This window comes from Fusibacter tunisiensis, from assembly GCF_016908355.1.
GTDB classification, from domain to species: Bacteria; Bacillota; Clostridia; order Peptostreptococcales; family Acidaminobacteraceae; genus Fusibacter_D; species Fusibacter_D tunisiensis.
The window spans coordinates 29,615-48,014 of the sequence record NZ_JAFBDT010000012.1 but is presented as its reverse complement, the minus strand read 5'-3'; the positions used below and the strand labels follow the sequence as shown (position 1 = coordinate 48,014).

The window sequence follows — 18,400 nt, the reverse complement described above, 5'->3', positions numbered from 1 at the left end:
TATGAAAATTGCAATACCAGTAGAAGACAAACATTATGAAGGTAACGTGTGTCCTTCATTCGCAAGAGCACCATTTTTTATGGTTTATGATACCGAGACAAAAGAAGCGGAATTTCATGAGAATTCAGCTTCTACTTCACCAGGCGGTGCTGGGGTAAAAGCAGCCCAAATTGTGATTGACTATAAAGTAACGACAGTTTTAACACCACGTATGGGAAAAAACTCAGCAGATGTTTTGGTGCCTGCAGGTATTCAACTTTTTAAAACAGAGGGCACTGGAATCAAAAACAATATAGAAGCCTTTGAAGCAGGAAAACTAAAGACCTTGGGTGAAATTCATGAAGGGTTTCATCATCATGGTGGCAACTAATGAAGGTAGCAGTGTTAAGTGGAAAAGGTGGAACAGGGAAAACTCTTGTAGCCGTCAACTTGGCAGCAGCTGCTGAAAAGTGTACGTATATCGATGCCGATGTGGAAGCACCAAATGGGTATTTGTTTTTTAAACCTACAGAAACGCAGTCTCGCAATGTGACGGTTAAGATTCCTTATGTAGACGATTTAAAGTGTACGGGATGTCGAAAATGTGTTGAATTTTGTAAATTCAATGCACTGGCCTACATCCATAATAGGCTCATGGTATTTGAAGACATCTGTCATTCGTGTGGCGGTTGTCTTTTGGTGTGCCCAGAAAATGCGCTTAATGAAAAGGAAAAGCCTATAGGAGAGATCGTGACAGGGAATTCGCAATCCGTTTCTTTAAAACTTGGTAAAATGAATTTAGGCGAGTCCACAGGTGTGCCTATTATTAAAGCGCTACTTGAGGACATTCAAGATCCTGTTGTGATAGATGGTCCTCCAGGGAGTGCCTGCACAGTTATGGAAACGATTAAAAACGTGGACTACTGCGTGCTCGTAGCAGAACCAACTGAATTTGGCAAACATAATTTAGCCATGGTTCATGAACTTTTAAAAGGATATGGTAAACCTTTTGGTGTTGTTCTCAATAAGACGACGGATCAAGACAACCCATCAAAGGAATACTGTACTGAAGAAAATATACCAATTTTAATGGAAATTCCCTATGATGAAAAATTGGGAAGACTCAATTCAGAGGGGTTGATTGCTGTTCGAGAAGATGTGCATTATAAAACTTTGTTTGAGCAGCTGTATCAAAAGATTGAGATTGGAGGACGTTCATGAAACAGTTATTGGTACTCAGCGGTAAAGGTGGTACCGGCAAAACAACTGTTGCCAGTGCATTTATTGACTTATCAAATGCAAAAGCATATGCAGATTGCGATGTAGACGCGCCAAATTTACACTTGGTGGCGGAACACCACAATAAGACGATATCATATGATTATAAAGGAATGCAGAAAGCTTTAGTGGACCCTGAATTATGTATTGGATGTGGTCTGTGTGCATCACATTGTAGGTTCGATGCCATTGATATGACAGATAAAGCTAAAGTAGACACAAATAGTTGCGAAGGGTGTAGCGTCTGTGAATATGTTTGCCCTGTTGACGCCATAAAAATGGTGGATAATGTGGCCGGCTATGTGGAAGTTTATCAGAATGAAGCTGTTTTTTCCACAGCCAAACTTAAAATGGGTGAGGGAAATTCTGGACTTTTGGTTACAGAAGTAAAAAATCAACTAAAGCCCTATAAGGAAACTGTAGAATTTGCAGTAATTGATGGGTCGCCGGGAATTGGATGTCCAGTTATTTCATCAATTAGTGGTGTTGATTTGATATTGGTCGTTGCAGAACCAACTGTATCCGGTATAAGCGACATGGATCGAATTGTTAAGACTGCTGTGAGAATGGGCGTTAAGACCGCTGTTTGTATTAATAAAGCGGATATAAATTTGGACAACTCAGCACACATTAAAAAGTATTGTGAAAATGTAGGATTGCCTTTTGTAGGTGAAATCCCATATGATGTCAATGCAATTCGATTAATTAATCATGGAAAGTCAGTTGTTTCTGAAAGGTGTCCATCTGGAGAAGCAATTGAAAAAATATATCATGAAGTGAGGAGCGTAATTAAATGAGTGAAAGTTGTAATATGAGTTGCAGTACATGTTCAGTAGAGTGTGAAGAACGTCAAGAACCCAAACATGATTTTACGGAACATCCGCATGAACTCAGCAAAATTAAAAAGGTGATTGGTGTTGTCAGCGGGAAAGGTGGTGTTGGAAAATCTCTCGTGACTTCTTTATTGGCAGTGTCTATGGCGCGAAAAGGCTATGAAACTGCGATTCTTGATGCAGATGTGACAGGCCCTTCAATCCCAAAATCATTTGGCATAACAACAAAAGCAGACGCCAATGAACTGGGAATTTTTCCAGTGAAAAGCAAAATGGGGACGAAAATTATGTCAATCAATTTGCTGTTGGCAAACGATACAGATCCAGTTGTTTGGAGAGGACCAATGATTGCCGGTGCTGTTAAGCAGTTTTGGACAGATGTAATATGGGGCGATGTGGATTATATGTTTATTGATATGCCACCTGGAACAGGCGATGTTTCGTTGACTGTTTTCCAATCTTTAAAAGTAGATGGAATTGTTGTTGTGACTTCACCTCAAGAACTGGTTTCTATGATTGTATCTAAAGCTGTAAAAATGGCTGAAATGATGAATGTTCCGGTTTTGGGTCTTATAGAAAATATGTCCTATTTTAAATGTGATTCATGTGGTAAATCACATGCAATTTTTGGAGAAAGTCATATTGAAAAAGTAGCAAAAGACCACAATGTGAAGGTGCTTGGGAAATTGCCAATTGACCCACGTTTGGCGACAGCGTGTGACCGTGGTGCAATAGAACTTTTTGATGGAGAATGGTTGGATGAAACTGCAGAAATGCTTGAGGAGGTAGGTTTATGAAAATAGCAGTAGCAAGTATGATTGATCAAGTAGCAGGTCATTTTGGACACTGTGAATGTTTTAATGTTTATACAGAAGAAAATGGGAAAATAATCAAAGAAGAATGTGTTGAAAATCCTGGCCATCGTCCTGGATTTCTCCCGAATTTTTTACATGATTTGGGTGTAAATGTGATTATTTCAGGCGGTATGGGTGGCGGTGCCATCGATATTTTTAACGAGAAAAATATCGAAGTGGTTATTGGCATTCAAGGAAAAGCGAAAGATATGGTAGAACTGTATTTAAAAGGCGAGTTAGAATCCACAGGTTCTGTATGTCACAGCCATGATTATCATGATGCATCTTGTGGGGCTCACTCCTAGAATTCGCTTGATTCTAATTGCATTTAATTGTAAGATGGATTTATGAAGACTAAATATGATTATGATGAAAAAGATACCCAAAACTTGAAATTGGTAATTGCATTATCGAGAACGCATTTGGAATTTTCCAGACAGCTTCAGGTTTTTTTGAATGCTTATAAGATGACAGCCCCACAATTTGGCGTGCTTGAGGCCTTGTATCATTTAGGGCCCATGCGAATATCTGAGCTTATATCGAAAACTTTATCCACAAGTGGCAATATGACTGTTGTCATAAAGAATCTTGAAAAGGCTGGTTGGATTGACCGGTTGTTGGACAAAGAGGACAAGAGGGCTTTTAAGATTGTGCTAACTGAGTCGGGGCGTCGATTGATAGCAGATATTTTTGACCAGCATTTGGCCTTTATTGAAACATTTTTTTCCAATCTGGAAGAGGCAGAGAAAGAGAAGCTACGAGACCTTTTGAAAAAACTGAATGGTTTAACAAAAACTACTGCGAAATAGGCGGTAGTTTTTTTGGTGGCCTTTGTAGATTTGTGATATGATAAAATTGATAATCATATTTAGGAGGAGCTTATGAAAGAAAAACGGATTGGCAATTTAATTGAATACGTCAGTCGCTTGGCTCGTGGTGAGGATGGCAAGACACTTTATGATTTGTACCGTTCGGATATTGATTCGGTGGAACCAAATGAAGCTTTTGAGATTTTTCATAATCAGTTGAGCGAAACGCATGAAGCACAAGACGTGTTGATTTATTTAGACAAAGTGATAAATGTTTTTTTCAAATCATTTTCTTCAAAAAAAGTTGATATTCCCGATGATTTTTTGTTTCTTAAATTTTTAGAATCTGAAAATAGTGAACTGCTTAAATTGGTAGAGGCCCTAAAGACGGCACTTTCCAAAGAGGCTTTAGATTCAAAAAAAGCCGCTTGTTTGGAAGTCATTAAAGCGCTAAAACCAATTGAAGTTCATTTTCAAAAAAAAGAGAATATATTATTTCCGTTTTTGGAACGTATTGCGCCTGAATACACAGGGGTAACCATTATGTGGGCTTTACATAATGACATTCGAAATCTGCTAAAAACAGCCGAAAGTACCATGATTGAACCAACGACATCTCTACATGCTGTCAATGACAGTGTGGCGAAATTAATTTTTGCTTTAGTCGGGCTTGAAAAAAAAGAACGGCTAATTCTTTTTCCAACTGTTTTGCAGGAAATTGATGAAAAAGTATGGCCTAAAATGCACCAGCAGAGCTTTGATTATGGATTTGCATGGATTGAAGAACCAATAAAACCAAAGGTGACTTTTGATGAAGAAAATGGTCAATTGGAGATGGAAGAAATATTAATGATCTTTGACGCGCTCCCAGTGGATTTAACGTTTGTTGATGCGGATAATAAAGTTAAGTTCTTTTCTAAACCTGAGGACAGAATTTTCCCGCGTTCTTCTGCTGTTATCGGACGTGATGTGGCCTACTGTCACCCACCACAAAGTGTTCATGTTGTGACAGAAATATTGGAAGCGTTTAGGTCAGGCAGTCAAGATAAAGCTGAATTTTGGATAGAGGTTAAAGGCAAACACTTGCATATTCGGTATTTTGCAATTAGAGATTCAAAAGGGACCTATAAAGGAACGCTTGAAGTTAGTCAAGACATTACAGAAATCAAGGCGTTGACAGGCCAAAGAAGGTTATTGGAATGGTCGGCAAATAAATAAGATGGAGTGAATTTGATATGGAACACTTAAATGATTTGATAAAAGTGACTGAAAGCATCGAAAATGATGATTTGGTTGTGATGCTGTTTAGCGATTTGGGGTGTAATGTATGCTTGTCCATTTACCCAGATTTAGAGGATATGTCAAAGCGATATCCCAAAGCTCATTTTATGACCGCTGATGTGGAAGTTATGAAAGAACTGGTTGGCAAGCATTTGATTTTCGTTTATCCAACACTTGTTGTTTTTGCACAGGGTAGAGAAACCAAACGCTTTGAGCGTGTTTTTTCCTTGGACGATTTGGAAAGTACTGTAAATCGATATTATCAGATGATTTTTTAGTAGGTGACTATGAAGACTAATAATAGATTGAGTTTTGCTTTAATTATGATTGTGGTTGTACTGTTGCTTCTTGGGTGCTCAAATGATACTGAAAAAGAGACTTTGATTATTGCAGATCAATTTGGACTGGCGTATGCGCCTATAGAGATTATGAAGAATCAGGGTTTTTTAAGAGAAGCGTTAGATGGTGCTGGACTTAGCACTGTGACCATAGAGTGGAAGCGACTTGGAAATACAACAGCTATTAGGGAAGCAATGCTTTCGGAAGATTTAGATATTGGTTTTGTAGGCATTCCGCCGTTTTTAATTGGTGTAGATAATGGCATGGATTGGCGCATTATTTCCGGGATTTCTCAAACACCTTCAGCTTTAATAGCCAGTAGTAAGGCGGTTGATTCTTTAGAAGCCATAGACGATTCAACTCGGATTATAGTCCCTCAACCGGGATCTATTCAACATATTTTGCTTTCTATGTATGCAAAACGCATGTATGGGGATTCTAAAAAATATGACCATCAATTGGTGGCCATGTCACATCCTGATGGTTACACGGCTATGCGTACAGGTGCTTCTAACACCCTTCATTTCACAACGCCACCTTTTATGCAACAGGAAATGAAACTGGAGAATGCCACTGTTTTGTTGGATGGTGAAACGTGCTTTGGAGGCCCTTTTACGTTTATAGTCGGGATTTGTCCTGAACGTATTTATGACAATCCTAAGATTTATACTGCTTTTAAAAATGCGCTTGAAAAGTCAATAGAATTCATTGGAACATACCCAGAAGACGCGTTGGAAGTACTATCAGAGTCATATGACTATAGTGAAGCAGATTTAAAAGCTTATATGGACCACCCACAAATGATTTATGAAACAGACGTTAGAGGTCTTGATGCGTTTGTGTCTTTTATGGTTGAAGAAGAAATCTTGTCTGATTCTATTTTAAATTCAGATCTATACTGGGGTTCTGACAATGAATAAAGCTAGAATTTTTTTCATACTGTTCATTTTAACTGCATGGGAAATTATGGGTCAAAGTGGCTTGATACATGCTGGAATTTTGCCACCTTTTTCTGATGTTGTGAAAAGATTTGGAGAGATGCTTTTTTATGAGAAGCTGATTCAAACAACCTTATACAGTATATTCATGGTTTTACTGGCTATGGGTTTAAGTGTCATTATAACTGTTGTTTTAATTATTTTGGGGCGTAAATACAAGTGGGTTGGTACCAACATAGAGTTACTTCATTCAATCGTTTCACCCCTCCCGGGGATTGCGATTTTGCCACTTGTCATTTTATGGTTTGGGATAAACGTCGAGGCTATGCTGTTTATTTTAGTTCATGCAACCTTATGGCCTATGTGGCGACAATTGGCTTTGGCAGTTGATCGACTGCATAAACAGTACAATCGACTAGAAACGGTGTTTCACTTGTCTAAGTTTAAGCGATTTTTTCACATTTATGTTCAAGGGTCATTACTGGATTTAAAATCAGCCCTTAGTGTTTCATGGAGTCGTGGGTGGCGCGCCTTAATCAGTGTTGAAATGATTTTTGGAATGGTAGGCAATCAAACAGGACTTGGCTGGTTGATATATGAGCGGAGAATGTATATGGATACAGAGGGTTTATATGCAGGGTTAATCGCAATCGGTCTTTGTGGGGTGTTTTTTGAAGCCCTTGTTTTTACAAAGCTGAAACTTGGGAGGGTGTCATGAAGCCAATACTTAAGATTAGAGGGTTAACCAAATCATTTGAAGAGATACCTGTTATACATAATTTGAGTCTTGACGTGTTCGAAGACGAAATTTTATGTATTATGGGACCTTCAGGTGTTGGGAAAAGTACCCTTTTGAATTGCATTGCCGGTATAACCCCCTTTGAGTCTGGGGAAATTTATTGTGACCCGGTTTTATATGAGAATGTTAAAGTACCCTTCCCCTTTGTCTTCCAAGAAATGGACACTTTATTGCCGTGGAAAACAGTTCGTCAGAATGTTATTTTAGTGACTGACCATATGTTAAATGATGAAATAGATGCGCTGCTTGATCGTGTTGATTTATTAAAGCATGCCCACAAATACCCAAGGGAACTTTCCGGCGGTATGAAACAAAGAGTTGGCATAGCCAGAGCCTTGGCCTGTCGATCAAAGGTTTTATTGATGGATGAACCTTTTGGGAGTTTAGATTTAGAGATGCGGGTGAAATTACAGGACTTGCTGATGTCAATTCAGAAAAAATTCAAACTTTCCGTAGTGTTTGTAACGCATGATTTAAATGAAGCAGAGCGTATTGGAAATCGAATCATAAAACTGGCATAAGAAAAACCTCGAGGGGTAGATTTATAACTCTACTTCTCGAGGTTTTGTTTTATAAGGTATTATTAAAGTGCTTTTTTGATTGCTGCTTCATCAAGGGTGTAAATTTTTTCAGTGATTTTACCCTCTCTTGTGATGACAATTGCTGGGACTTGGTCTAATTTCAACATAACAGCAAGTCCGTTTGACTTGTAAGTATCAATTCGATTGACACAGATAGCACCCGCTTGTTCCTTTTCAATTTTTTCAATTGTTCCGAGGAATTCTCTTGATGGTGCGTCAATTGCATTGTATACGTAAACCAAGCCTGGTTTCTCACTTTGCATAATTTTATTTTCAAAGATTTCTTTTTCAGCAATATATTTTTCAGCTGCTGTTCCTGCAATTGCGCCATCGCCAACTGCCGTTGCAATTTGCTTGAGCCATTTTTCAGTAACATCACCAATTGCAAAAACACCTTCTAATTTAGTTTCTTTCTTGTCGTTTACTGGAATGTATTTTTGACGTGTTAAGTCAAGCTGACCTTCAAATAATTCTGTATTTGGGAGGTATCCAATAAATTCAAAACAGTTATCACATTTTACTGGGATTTCTTCACCAGATTTAATGTTCTTAAGAACTACTGTATCCAGGTGTTCTTCGCCTTCAAATCTTGAAACAACAGTGTTCCATACAAATTCCATTTTGTCATTTGCAAGTGCAGCTTCTTTTGCAATTTCATTACAATCCATAATGCCTTCATCGTGCATAACAGAAACGATAACTTTTTTAGCAAAACGTGTTAAGAACATACCTTCTTCAATTGCAGCATCCCCTGATCCAATTACAACAACTGTTTTATCAGTGTTTGCAGCAGCATCACATGTTGCACAGAAACTAATTCCCTTGTCAAAAAGATATTTTTCTTCATTTTCTGCACCTGTAGTTCTTGGACGACCACCAGTTGCAATAATAACAGATTTAGCAATATATTTATTTCTAAACGTTTCAACGATTTTTTCTTCACCAGTTAAATCAACAGTAGACACTGCAGTAAGTTTGAAGTCAACGCCCATGCTTTTTGCTTGGTCTTTCATCAGGTTTGTAATTGCTTCTCCCTTAGGTGCGGTTGGGAAGCCAGGGTAGTTTGCAATTTCATTTGTATAAGTTGCAAGTCCACCAATGAGTGATTTCTCGAGTAATAGTGTTTTTAAACGTGCACGTCCTGTGTAAATAGCAGCACTTAGTCCTGCTGGGCCGCCACCGATTATGACGACATCATAGTGTTCTACTTTTTTCTCTCTAGCCATTATACATTAACCTCCAATAAGAATAAAACGACTGACAAGGCAACTCCTTGTCAGTCGCTCTTGAATTTTACATAAAGTACTTAACGAGCAATTTGCTGCCGAATATTGCCCCAATAAATAATCCAATTGCAAATACCCATCCAGAAAGTGCAAGAGATGAAATCCCGCTATAGAAAGCGCCAATATTACAACCGAGTGCAAGTCGAGCGCCATAACCCATCATTAAACCGCCAATTACAGCAGCAACAATTTGTTTTGGAGATTTGATCTTTTTAATTTTGAATCCTGACGCCAATAAAGTTGCCGCAAGTGCCCCTGTTATAACGCCAATGTTTCGCCATGTAGCTGCATGGTTTAAAAATCCTTCTTCTAAAATGGATTGAGCACCGGAACTTGCGAAAAAGTACCACTTGTCCACGCTTCCACCAAGTGCCTCAAATACCCACGCGCCCCAATAAGCAAATGCATTGGAAACACCCCAAGGATTTCGAGTGACACTGAAGGTTACAATTTGGAACAAGGAGAGCAATATCGCAGCAGTTACATAGGTGTAAGGATTCTTACCCCATCGAACGTAGTATTCGTTGGTTTTAACCTTATCAAAAAATTTCTTTTTGTTTTCTGCCAATTACGACACCTCCAAATATGGTGCTGATTTTATTACTTGCTTTTCTCGATGATTACTTCCCATTCACCGTCATCAATTTCTTCAACTTCAACATTGTAGCCTTCTTTTCTAGCCCACTCAGGAACGTTTTTCATTGCACAACTGTGGTCGATTTGCACGATTAAAACATCGCCAACTTCAAGTTCCTTAATTTTGTTTTGAGCCTTTACTAAAGGTACTGGACACGCTTCGCCATAACAATCCAACATAACTTCTTTCATTTTCTTATCCTCCTAAGTTTAAAATAATGATAAAATAGATTTAATTAAATATTTAATGTGATGCACCGCGTTTAATTTCATATCTTTCAGCAAAGACATACAGTGCAAATAAAACCAATAATTGTAGAGCTACTGCACCAAACCACCCGAATATATCTGGTAAAAATATTCTTGGGCCATTTGAAATGAATTTTTCAGACCACCAGCCAAAATCATGTGCGCCCCAAAGGGAACCGACAACGAAAAAGACCAATGCAATGGTGTTCATGATAAAACCTTCACCAACACGCATCAAGGTTCCAGATGCACATCCACCAGCAATAACCATACCAGTGCCAAAGATGATACCACCGAGAACTGTGGCAATACTTACAGGCTGTACAAATCCCATTCCTGGAATTGGAAGGCCTGCTACAGAATAGCCATATTTGATTGCTGTAAAACCAATTGTGGTTACTGCAAGGGCTATTATGATCGCTCTTGTTAAAGTTGTTCCACCCGTTAAGTATGGATCACGCATGGACGCTGTGAAGCAGACTCTTCCTTTTTGAAGGATATATCCGAAGATATTACCAGTCATCCAGAAGAATGCTATCGTAGTGGACCGCGTATTTAACCATAATCCGATTAGAACAATTGCCGCTACCGTCAGCAAACCAAATGGAATTTGATTTTTCTTTGGCTTGCGTCTTGTTGAAGAGCGTCTTGATGATGCTGTTCTTGTTTGTTCAGCCATGTTTTCACACTCCTACATAAAAAGTTTGCTATACTCTTAACAATCTCACAAGATTATGATAACATTTTATCAAGTGTTTTAACGCATTTTAATTCTGAAGTAGTATAAGAAAAACCGATAGCAAGATAAAAGAAAAGTCGGGCATGATAGATTTAAAGGAAGAGGTGTCTTATGAATTTAACCGCACTTGAGTATTTTAGAGAAGTTGTTGAAGCAAAAAGTATTTCTAAAGTTGCAATGAATAAGCATATATCTCAATCTGCACTTAGCCAAAACATTCAGAAACTCGAAGATGAAATTGGACATCAATTGCTTGAAAGGAGTAACAAAGGCGTTGACCCAACAGAAGCTGGAAGGATTCTGTTTACGTATTCAGGTACAATGCTTCGGATTTATAAGAAGATGCAGGAAGAGCTTGAATCACTGACACATAGCACAGAACATATTCGGATTAATGGCTATTTATCTCTTGTGGATTATTCTCTGCCTTGTGTTCTTTACAAGATTAAAAAGAAGTTTCCAAAATATACTTTCGAAATGCATGCAAAAGGGAATGCGGATTCAATTACGGACTTGATTAATGAGCTGACTGACATGTGTTTCGTTACAGAAGAGCCTTGTGACAACCGTTTGGATTATGAAAAGATCGGAAAAGAGCGTATTGTGCTTGTGGCCAATTACAGTGCTCGAATTCCAGATGTTTTAGATGTGAAAGATTTAGCAAGACACGAAATGGTGCTTCTAGATGACAATTCTTTAACCATCTCAAATTTTTTAAAACATGAACTCAAAAAAATAAACATGAAAATGGACGATTTGCCAATCATGTTTAAGGTAGATTCCATACCGGCTGCAAAGTCGTCGGTAAGCAATAATTTAGGAATCTGTTTCTTGCCGTATATGTCTGTTAAAAAAGAACTTTATGAAAAACGGTTTAAGATGATTGAAATTGAACACATTAATCTGGATTATGACATTTACCTTGTGACGCGCAATAGAAATGAACGCGACAAACCGACAACAGATGTGTTTCATTATTTTGTGGACAACGGGGAAAAAGATTTTTGCTAAATGGTTTTTTTTAAGGTGATTTCCCAAACGCCATTTAAGACTTCGTCAATTTTAAATTCTATGTTAGATTTAGCAAGAGACTCTCGAATAGATTCAATAACACAGCTGTGATCCACAACCATTTGAAAGGATTCACCGGGCTTTAGCGTTTCTATTTCGTGATTCATTTTTAAAAGTGGTATTGGACAAATATCGCCAAAACAATCTAATTTTTTCATATGCATGACCTCCGGTTTGAGTATAGCATAAAGCGTTAGGAGTAAACAATATGTCAAATACTGATTTAGACATCTCTATTTTAATCCCGATATACAATTCTGGGCAAACAATAAAACATCTTATAAATGAGATTGACCGATATATGGCTGGCACTAAGATGTCTTATGAGGTTATCTGTGTTGATGATGGAAGTTTTGATGACAGTTGGGAAAAACTTGAGCAGTTATGTAAAGACAATCTTCGACTTAAAGGGCTTAAACTAAATCGAAATTATGGTCAGCAGATGGCACTATATAAGGGGCTGGGCTGCTGTTCGGGTCGGTATGTTTTGACCATGGATGACGATTTACAACATGATATTTACGATTTGAACCAATTGCTTGAAATGGCTCAAGGTGGAAGAGATTTAATCTTTGGAATTTATGAGACATATGGCACATTTGATCTGCGGCTGATGGGCTCGAAATTTATAGGTGCTTTTTTTAAGTGGCGTTTCCCAAAACTAAAAGGCAACCGGGTAAGTGCCATGCGCTTGATTTCGAAATCTGTCTACAAGGCACTACCGGCAGTGCCAGGCAAGTTTGTCTATCTAAGTGCTGAACTGATACCTTATGCAAAAACGATAGGCAATGTTCAGGTTAAACGCCGAAAAAGAGTCTACGGGAAATCGGGCTATACTTTTATAAAATGTGCTGGGATTGCACTAAAATTGGTGTATTACTATGGGCGGTTACCGCTTAGGTTTAATAGAAAGGATAATAGAAGTGATGCGAGTATTGATGGTTGGTGCGGGCAGTTGCCAAATCAGTGGTATTAAGCGTCTTAAGGCGATGGGTCATGAGGTCTATGCAGCAGATTACACGGATCAATCCATTGGAAAAACGGTTGCAGACCATGGTGTTTTGGCAGATGCCTTTTCACCAGAGGCTATTGAAAGCGCCTGTCTTGAATTTGGAATACAAGCGATTATGACAATGGGAACAGACCAACCTGTACTTACGATTGGAAAAGTTGCAGCCAAACTGGGGCTGCCTTCTTTTTTGTCTGTTGAAACGGCGTATGCAGTAACACATAAAAAAGCGATGAAGCTTAAATTTCGAGACTTAGGTCTTCCGACTTCACCTTTTGCATTTGTTTCTAAGCAATCTGACATAGAGTCTTGTGTTAACTTTGATGGACCTTATGTTCTAAAACCCATGGATTCACAGGGCCAGCGTGGAATTGTAATTGCTGAAGACAAGCGTGACATACAAAGGCAAATAGATTATGTTTTAGGGTTTTCAAGGGAAGATGAAATCTTGGTTGAACAGGTTTATAACAATGAGGAAATCACAGTTACAGGATGGGTGCATGAAGGCCAAGTGTCTGTTGTAACCGTAACCGATCGTGTTACCTTTCCCTTGCATGAGCGTGTTGGTGTTTGTACGGCGCATGAATATCCTTCAAAATATTTAGAGGGTTTTGAAGCTATCATTGTTGATTTAACTGAGAAAATCTGTAGTGGTTTTGACATTTATGAAGGGCCACTTTATTTTCAATTTTTGATTGGCAATGATGGAATCTACGTCAACGAAATCGCCTGTAGACTGGGAGGCGCTTATGAAGATTTGTCACTTCCGTTTGCCACAGGAATGGATTTGCTAAAGCTTAATATCCTGGGCGTTACGGATAGAGTGTTGTATATAAAAGAATTTGAACGTCAGTACCAAATACTGAAAACCTTTGAGCGGACCAGTGTCTACACAACACAGCTTTTTTTCTGTAGACCTGGCAGTATTGCTTCAATGACAGCTTTAGAAACCCTTAAGGCGCTTCCTTTTATTTTGGATGCTGGCTATAATTATAAGGTTGGCGATATAATTCCGAAAACGGTTAACGCCTCTCAACGAGCCGGCTATGCAATTATTACAGCCCCTGATGAAGAGACGTTACGTAAAAATTTAAGTGTTTTCTATAATCAAATGAAAATTTTAGACCCAAAGGGTGACACACTTGTTTTGTCTCAGAAAAGGAACCGAAAGCGTTTGTATTAGTTTATGGTTTCTTAACCCTGTAGATTTTAGTCGTCCAAGGGTACGTGCCCGTGTATTTGGTAATTCGCATGGCATATGCTGGGTTTTCTATCGTTGCAATAAGGTCGCATTTTGTTTCAAGAAAAACACGCATTTCTGGCAAATACCACAAATCGACATATAGAAAGTCCCATTTTGGGCTGGTATTTTCCAGGTAATCCATTTCTTCATGATACAGGATGGTATCGATGTTATGGGACTGGACATACGCTTCAAAAGAGGTGTTTAGAAAACCGAGGTTTCTATAATCATAGAAAGCCTTTCCTTTCACTTCGAGCAAATTCAGATTGCCTAAAACAACAGCATCTTCCGGAATATAGGCATCAATTTCATGGCGCATAGTGGCGTAGGATTTGTAATAAGGCATGTTTTCATAATAGGTTATAACATTTGAATAGAGTAAATAAACGGACAGGACTGAATAGAGAACAAGTGTCTTCAGCCTGTTTTTTTGTAGAATTTCACAGAAAATTATCACATACCATGGCATTAAGAATAGTATGGAAGTTTGATTATAGCGTCCAATTAGAAATAGGGCAAGCAAAATCCCTGAAGTTACTGCAAGCATATTGAAGGCAGTTTTGTTTTTGTAATAAGCGATGCCTATAAGAATGGAGGTGCCAACTAAAAATAGGTCACTCTTAATGTTATAAAGGTCATAGGTACCCCCAATTTGATTGAACAGCTTGTAGAAAAACCAGTAAAAGCCCTCAACTCTTGAAATAGGCTCTGAGTCAATGCCTAGAGATGCGCCAAATTGCATATATTTAGATAAAAATTCTGGGTCATTTAGCCAACCTATAAAAAGATACAATGCCGCCAGAAGACTTGTGTAAATCACATACTTGAACAAATCTTTAATAGGGCGATCTTTTTTTATAATCTGCGCGGTTAAAAGACCTGCGCCAACCACGCCAATTATAAAGCTATTGGGATGTATACCAATGGCTAGACCTGTAATCAGGGCATACACTATTGGCGTAAATTTAAGCAGATCAACCCAATAGACTAGGAGAATTAGAACAAATAGAATCCAGGTCTCTTGGCGACCAGTATGTGCACTTGAGATAAGTTGACTGTTTAATGAGAGTATTAAAGTTGCAAAAATAGCGGGGATCCAATTGCCCCATTTTTCATTTAGCCACTTAAAAAAAATGTAGAGAGAAAATAGTGCGCCAACAAGGGAAACAAAACGACCTGTAAAGACTGTTGGGCCAAATAAGAACATGAAAATGGCATATATGCCGTGGTAAAACCACCGAAACGGGTGTTCAACACGTGGGTAGAGATCAAAAAAGGCTTCTGTTGTAAACACAGTTTTGTCATCAATCATTTTTTCTGTGAGCCCCATGAGCCAAAGTTCATCTGAGTGGACATTGGGAAAATGCATAAGGGTGAGGCAGTTAAGAATCAAGTAAAGGCATAAGAATATCAAAATTATAACGGTACTAAAGTGTTTTCTCTTCATCTTTATGAGCTCCTCATAGGGTGTTTTTGTCAGTTTATCAAGAGAATGGTGTGGAGACAAGCATTATAATTGTTAAACTTGTATCATTTAATTTAAGAATGCTATATAAGTAAACGTGATAACCAAAAAATTAACAGTACTGTATAATAACCTTATAGTGTGAATAATTTATCACACTTTTTGTCACAAGATTAACAATATACTCCAATTGAACAATCTCACAAATTAGTTGATGGAGGTTTACATGACAAAAAGATTGAACACAGTCAAGTTGCTTGTTTTGTCATTGATTTTGGTGGCGGCACTCACATCATGTGCTGTGGATACAACTTATCCTGGAACGATGAATGTCGTTGAAGCTTCTAAAGTCGTCGAAGAATACATGACAAATTCAAGTGTAGTATTGGTAGACGCTAGAGGTCAGGAAGCGTATGACAAAGGTCATGCCAAAGGGGCTGTAATGTTGTCACCAACTGAATTGGTGGCAGATGGACCTGTTCCAATGACACTCGCATCTAAAGAACAAATTGAAACCGTTTTAAGCGCAAAGGGGATATCTGATTCGGACACAATCTACATCTATGATAACAACAGTGGTGTAAGTGCGGGTCGAATTTGGTGGACACTTCGTGTGTATGGACATGAAAATGTTATGATTGTCAATGGTGGGGAATCAGCACTTGTAAACGCTGATATTGAATTGAGCACAGAACCTGCCAATCGACCTGAAACAACTTATACAGCTAAGGCGCCTAAAACTGAAATGATTGCTACATACGAAGAAGTTTTAGGTTATTCTGAAAACCCAGCTGAGGATGTTGTTATCCTTGATGTAAGATCAATTGCGGAATACGAAGCTGGTTTTATTCCAGGTGCAATTTTGTATCCGCATACAAAAAATGTGTACGCTGATGGCACGTTTATGTCCAGTAGAGATCTTGGCCTTTTCTATAAAGAGGAAGGCATTGAGAAAGAGGACCTAATCATCATTTATTGCAAATCTTCATTTAGAGCAACTCAAACAGCAGCATTGCTTGAGGAAGCGGGTTATGAAAATTTGAAAGTATATGATGGGGCTTGGCTTGAATGGGAGTCCAAAACAGATGTAATTACAGTACCTTCTAATGATGCACCTGTAGGCGCGTCTGATGGGTCCTGATTGAATTCAGAAACAAATGGAGGAAATTATGAAAAAGTGGTTGGCACTTTTAATGACATTGGTAATGGTATTGTCCATTACTGCATGTGGACAAACAGATGAACCTGCATCTTCTATGGATGTTGGTGGTGTATCGACACAGGCACCAGAAGAAACGAATGCTCCTGTTGAGCTATCAGATGTAGGTGGGCTTGCAGTTTCTTATTTCGATAACAAGCCAGATCATAGCTATATGATTGGTGCAAGTGATTTTGTTGAAATGGTAAAAGCGGGCGATGAGATAACCATATTGGATATCAGAGGTGCAGGCGATTATGAAAAAGGGCACGTAGAAGGTGCGGTAAACCTGCCTTGGGGTCCAGCAATAGCAGAAGGACTTTCATCTATACCAACGGATAAACCAGTATTTATTTATTGTTATACAGGTCAAACAGCAGGTCAGGCTGTGATGACACTTAATCTTGCTGGATTTGATGCAAGGAGTATTTCTTTAGGGTGGAATTTTGGAATTTCAAAAGTTGATGGCGTTGATGCCATTACCACAACTGAAGCTTCAACATTTGCTGGTAATGCAACTGAAATTGATCCAGCGGTACAAGCAGCACTTAATGACTACTATAATGGTCTTTCAGAAGTGGCAGATTCTGTTTATAAGAACTATAAAATTTCTGAAGCTGATTTAAAAGCAAAAATTGATGCGAAAGATGACAGTATTTATATTCTTTCAGTAAGACAAGCCAAAGACTTTGAAGCGGGCCATATCGAAGGCGCTTCAAATATACCGTATGCGAAAGGCATGGCAAATGGGTTTAACGTCTTGCCAATGGATAAAACCATAGTTGTATATTGCTACACCGGTCAAACGGCTGGACAAGTAACAGCAGCACTTAGAGTAATGGGGTATGATGCAGTATCACTTAATGGTGGTATGGGCAAAGAAGTCAATGCACCTCAAGGTTGGTTAAATCAAGGCATGCCTGTTGTTGGTGGCGCATCGGCAAAAGTTGAAATGCTGTATGAAAATATGCCAGGACATATCTACAAAATTGGTCAAGCTGATTTTGTAGAAAAAGTAAAAGCTGGCGAAGAAATGACAATCCTCGACATTAGGGGCGCGGCTGATTATGAAAAAGGCCACGTACAGGGTGCGATTAATGTACCTTGGGGAACTGCAATTGCAGAAACGCTTTCAAGTGTTCCTTCTGACAAGCCAGTTTATATTTATTGCTATACAGGTCAAACAGCTGGTCAAGCAGTAACCACATATAATGTAGCTGGATTTGAAGCTTACAGTGTTAATTTAGGCTGGAACTTTGGTATTTCAAAAGTTGAAGGTGTTGACGCAGTTACAACAACAGATGCTGCCACATTTGATGGTAGTGTTACAGAAATTCAAGGTGCAATACAAACAGCAATCACTGACTACTATGAGGGCATGGTTGCACTAAAGGATACTGAATATAAAAACTATAAAATTTCGGAACAAGACTTGTACGATAAAATTCAAGCAGGTGATGACAGCATTCAAATTCTTTCAATTAGAAAAGCAGATGATTATGCAGCAGGTCATATTGAAGGCGCAATTAATATTCCATTTGGAACAACTATGATTGATGCTTTCAAAGAATTGCCAATGGATAAAACCATTGTGGTTTATTGCTATACCGGTCAAACTGCAGGACAAGCTACAGCAGCTCTAAGATTAATGGGTTATGAAGCTGTATCACTTAATGGCGGTATGGGTATGGAAGCAAATGCACCACAAGGTTGGGCAAATGCTGGATTTCCAGTTGTACAATAATATTTAAAGACGATTAAGTGCCGAGTCATGATATAATTTGTGATGAGGCACTTTTTTTAATGACGGAAT

The 18,400-nt window shown here is 38.5% G+C and carries 22 protein-coding genes; 16 read left to right on the top strand and 6 right to left on the bottom strand.

The annotated features are described in order from the left end of the window. Position 1 precedes the first annotated feature (1 nt). The 11 genes from JOC49_RS08250 (at position 2) to JOC49_RS08200 (ending at position 7,631) form a co-directional block, all read left to right on the top strand. On the top strand, positions 2-370 hold the full coding sequence (locus JOC49_RS08250; protein ID WP_204664231.1) for a NifB/NifX family molybdenum-iron cluster-binding protein: 369 nt from the start codon (positions 2-4) through the stop codon (positions 368-370). Continuing rightward, the gene (locus tag JOC49_RS08245; RefSeq protein WP_204664229.1) at positions 370-1,200 is read left to right on the top strand and encodes a nucleotide-binding protein; all 831 of its coding nucleotides are present in this window, start codon (positions 370-372) and stop codon (positions 1,198-1,200) included. The genes JOC49_RS08250 and JOC49_RS08245 overlap by 1 nt, the downstream gene beginning before the upstream one ends. Next, positions 1,197-2,054 carry a 4Fe-4S binding protein gene (locus JOC49_RS08240; protein WP_204664228.1) on the top strand — a complete coding sequence of 286 codons (858 nt, stop codon included), beginning with the start codon at positions 1,197-1,199 and terminating at the stop codon, positions 2,052-2,054. The genes JOC49_RS08245 and JOC49_RS08240 overlap by 4 nt, the downstream gene beginning before the upstream one ends. Continuing rightward, positions 2,051-2,887: an Mrp/NBP35 family ATP-binding protein gene (locus JOC49_RS08235; protein ID WP_204664226.1), complete on the top strand. Its 837-nt coding sequence runs from the start codon at positions 2,051-2,053 to the stop codon at positions 2,885-2,887. Before JOC49_RS08240 ends, JOC49_RS08235 begins: the two co-directional genes overlap by 4 nt. Next, on the top strand, positions 2,884-3,249 hold the full coding sequence (locus JOC49_RS08230) for a NifB/NifX family molybdenum-iron cluster-binding protein (RefSeq protein WP_204664225.1): 366 nt from the start codon (positions 2,884-2,886) through the stop codon (positions 3,247-3,249). Before JOC49_RS08235 ends, JOC49_RS08230 begins: the two co-directional genes overlap by 4 nt. A gap of 42 nt (positions 3,250-3,291) precedes the next feature. Beyond that, positions 3,292-3,753, top strand: a complete 462-nt coding sequence (locus JOC49_RS08225) for a MarR family winged helix-turn-helix transcriptional regulator (protein ID WP_204664223.1) — start codon at positions 3,292-3,294, stop codon at positions 3,751-3,753. Positions 3,754-3,825: 72 nt separating this feature from the next. After that, positions 3,826-4,971, top strand: a complete 1,146-nt coding sequence (locus JOC49_RS08220) for a PAS domain-containing protein (RefSeq protein WP_204664221.1) — start codon at positions 3,826-3,828, stop codon at positions 4,969-4,971. A gap of 17 nt (positions 4,972-4,988) precedes the next feature. Beyond that, positions 4,989-5,312 (top strand): thioredoxin family protein, encoded by a 324-nt coding sequence (locus JOC49_RS08215; protein WP_204664219.1) that lies wholly within the window; start codon positions 4,989-4,991, stop codon positions 5,310-5,312. 9 nt (positions 5,313-5,321) lie between these two features. Continuing rightward, on the top strand, positions 5,322-6,293 hold the full coding sequence (locus tag JOC49_RS08210) for an ABC transporter substrate-binding protein (RefSeq protein ID WP_204664217.1): 972 nt from the start codon (positions 5,322-5,324) through the stop codon (positions 6,291-6,293). After that, positions 6,286-7,029: an ABC transporter permease gene (locus JOC49_RS08205; RefSeq protein WP_204664215.1), complete on the top strand. Its 744-nt coding sequence runs from the start codon at positions 6,286-6,288 to the stop codon at positions 7,027-7,029. Before JOC49_RS08210 ends, JOC49_RS08205 begins: the two co-directional genes overlap by 8 nt. Further along, positions 7,026-7,631 carry an ABC transporter ATP-binding protein gene (locus JOC49_RS08200; RefSeq protein WP_204664213.1) on the top strand — a complete coding sequence of 202 codons (606 nt, stop codon included), beginning with the start codon at positions 7,026-7,028 and terminating at the stop codon, positions 7,629-7,631. The genes JOC49_RS08205 and JOC49_RS08200 overlap by 4 nt, the downstream gene beginning before the upstream one ends. Before the next feature lie 62 nt (positions 7,632-7,693). Here JOC49_RS08200 and JOC49_RS08195 read toward each other — a convergent pair whose 3' ends face one another. From JOC49_RS08195 to JOC49_RS08180, 4 genes are all read right to left on the bottom strand, one after another. Then, the gene (locus tag JOC49_RS08195; RefSeq protein ID WP_204664211.1) at positions 7,694-8,917 is read right to left on the bottom strand and encodes an FAD-dependent oxidoreductase; all 1,224 of its coding nucleotides are present in this window, start codon (positions 8,915-8,917) and stop codon (positions 7,694-7,696) included. A 67-nt stretch (positions 8,918-8,984) separates the two neighbouring features. Further along, positions 8,985-9,545: a YeeE/YedE thiosulfate transporter family protein gene (locus tag JOC49_RS08190; protein ID WP_204664198.1), complete on the bottom strand. Its 561-nt coding sequence runs from the start codon at positions 9,543-9,545 to the stop codon at positions 8,985-8,987. A 32-nt stretch (positions 9,546-9,577) separates the two neighbouring features. After that, a complete protein-coding gene (locus JOC49_RS08185; RefSeq protein WP_204664196.1) occupies positions 9,578-9,805 on the bottom strand; it encodes a sulfurtransferase TusA family protein in 228 nt (75 codons plus the stop codon). Positions 9,806-9,857: 52 nt separating this feature from the next. Continuing rightward, positions 9,858-10,541 (bottom strand): YeeE/YedE thiosulfate transporter family protein, encoded by a 684-nt coding sequence (locus JOC49_RS08180; RefSeq protein WP_204664194.1) that lies wholly within the window; start codon positions 10,539-10,541, stop codon positions 9,858-9,860. 171 nt (positions 10,542-10,712) lie between these two features. Between JOC49_RS08180 and JOC49_RS08175 the strand changes: the two genes are divergently transcribed. Next, positions 10,713-11,612 carry a LysR family transcriptional regulator gene (locus JOC49_RS08175; protein ID WP_204664192.1) on the top strand — a complete coding sequence of 300 codons (900 nt, stop codon included), beginning with the start codon at positions 10,713-10,715 and terminating at the stop codon, positions 11,610-11,612. On the opposite strand, the gene JOC49_RS08170 is transcribed toward JOC49_RS08175, so the two are convergent. Further along, positions 11,609-11,830, bottom strand: coding sequence for a sulfurtransferase TusA family protein (locus JOC49_RS08170; protein ID WP_204664190.1), 222 nt, complete (start codon positions 11,828-11,830; stop codon positions 11,609-11,611). The two genes, JOC49_RS08175 and JOC49_RS08170, sit on opposite strands and share 4 nt — an antisense overlap. Before the next feature lie 50 nt (positions 11,831-11,880). Here JOC49_RS08170 and JOC49_RS08165 point away from each other — a divergent pair, with 50 nt between their 5' ends. Then, a complete protein-coding gene (locus JOC49_RS08165; protein ID WP_204664188.1) occupies positions 11,881-12,648 on the top strand; it encodes a glycosyltransferase in 768 nt (255 codons plus the stop codon). Continuing rightward, on the top strand, positions 12,599-13,864 hold the full coding sequence (locus JOC49_RS08160) for an ATP-grasp domain-containing protein (protein WP_243423655.1): 1,266 nt from the start codon (positions 12,599-12,601) through the stop codon (positions 13,862-13,864). The genes JOC49_RS08165 and JOC49_RS08160 overlap by 50 nt, the downstream gene beginning before the upstream one ends. A 1-nt stretch (position 13,865) precedes the next feature. Here the strand turns inward: JOC49_RS08160 and JOC49_RS08155 are convergent, their stop codons facing one another. Next, complete coding sequence (locus JOC49_RS08155; RefSeq protein ID WP_204664184.1) at positions 13,866-15,293, bottom strand: ArnT family glycosyltransferase; 1,428 nt, start codon at positions 15,291-15,293, stop codon at positions 13,866-13,868. Between the two features lie 322 nt (positions 15,294-15,615). Between JOC49_RS08155 and JOC49_RS08150 the strand changes: the two genes are divergently transcribed. Both JOC49_RS08150 and JOC49_RS13270 read left to right on the top strand, forming a co-directional pair. After that, positions 15,616-16,530, top strand: coding sequence for a sulfurtransferase (locus tag JOC49_RS08150; protein ID WP_204664182.1), 915 nt, complete (start codon positions 15,616-15,618; stop codon positions 16,528-16,530). Between the two features lie 28 nt (positions 16,531-16,558). Beyond that, positions 16,559-18,331, top strand: coding sequence for a rhodanese-like domain-containing protein (locus JOC49_RS13270; RefSeq protein WP_243423650.1), 1,773 nt, complete (start codon positions 16,559-16,561; stop codon positions 18,329-18,331). Positions 18,332-18,400: the final 69 nt, after the last annotated feature.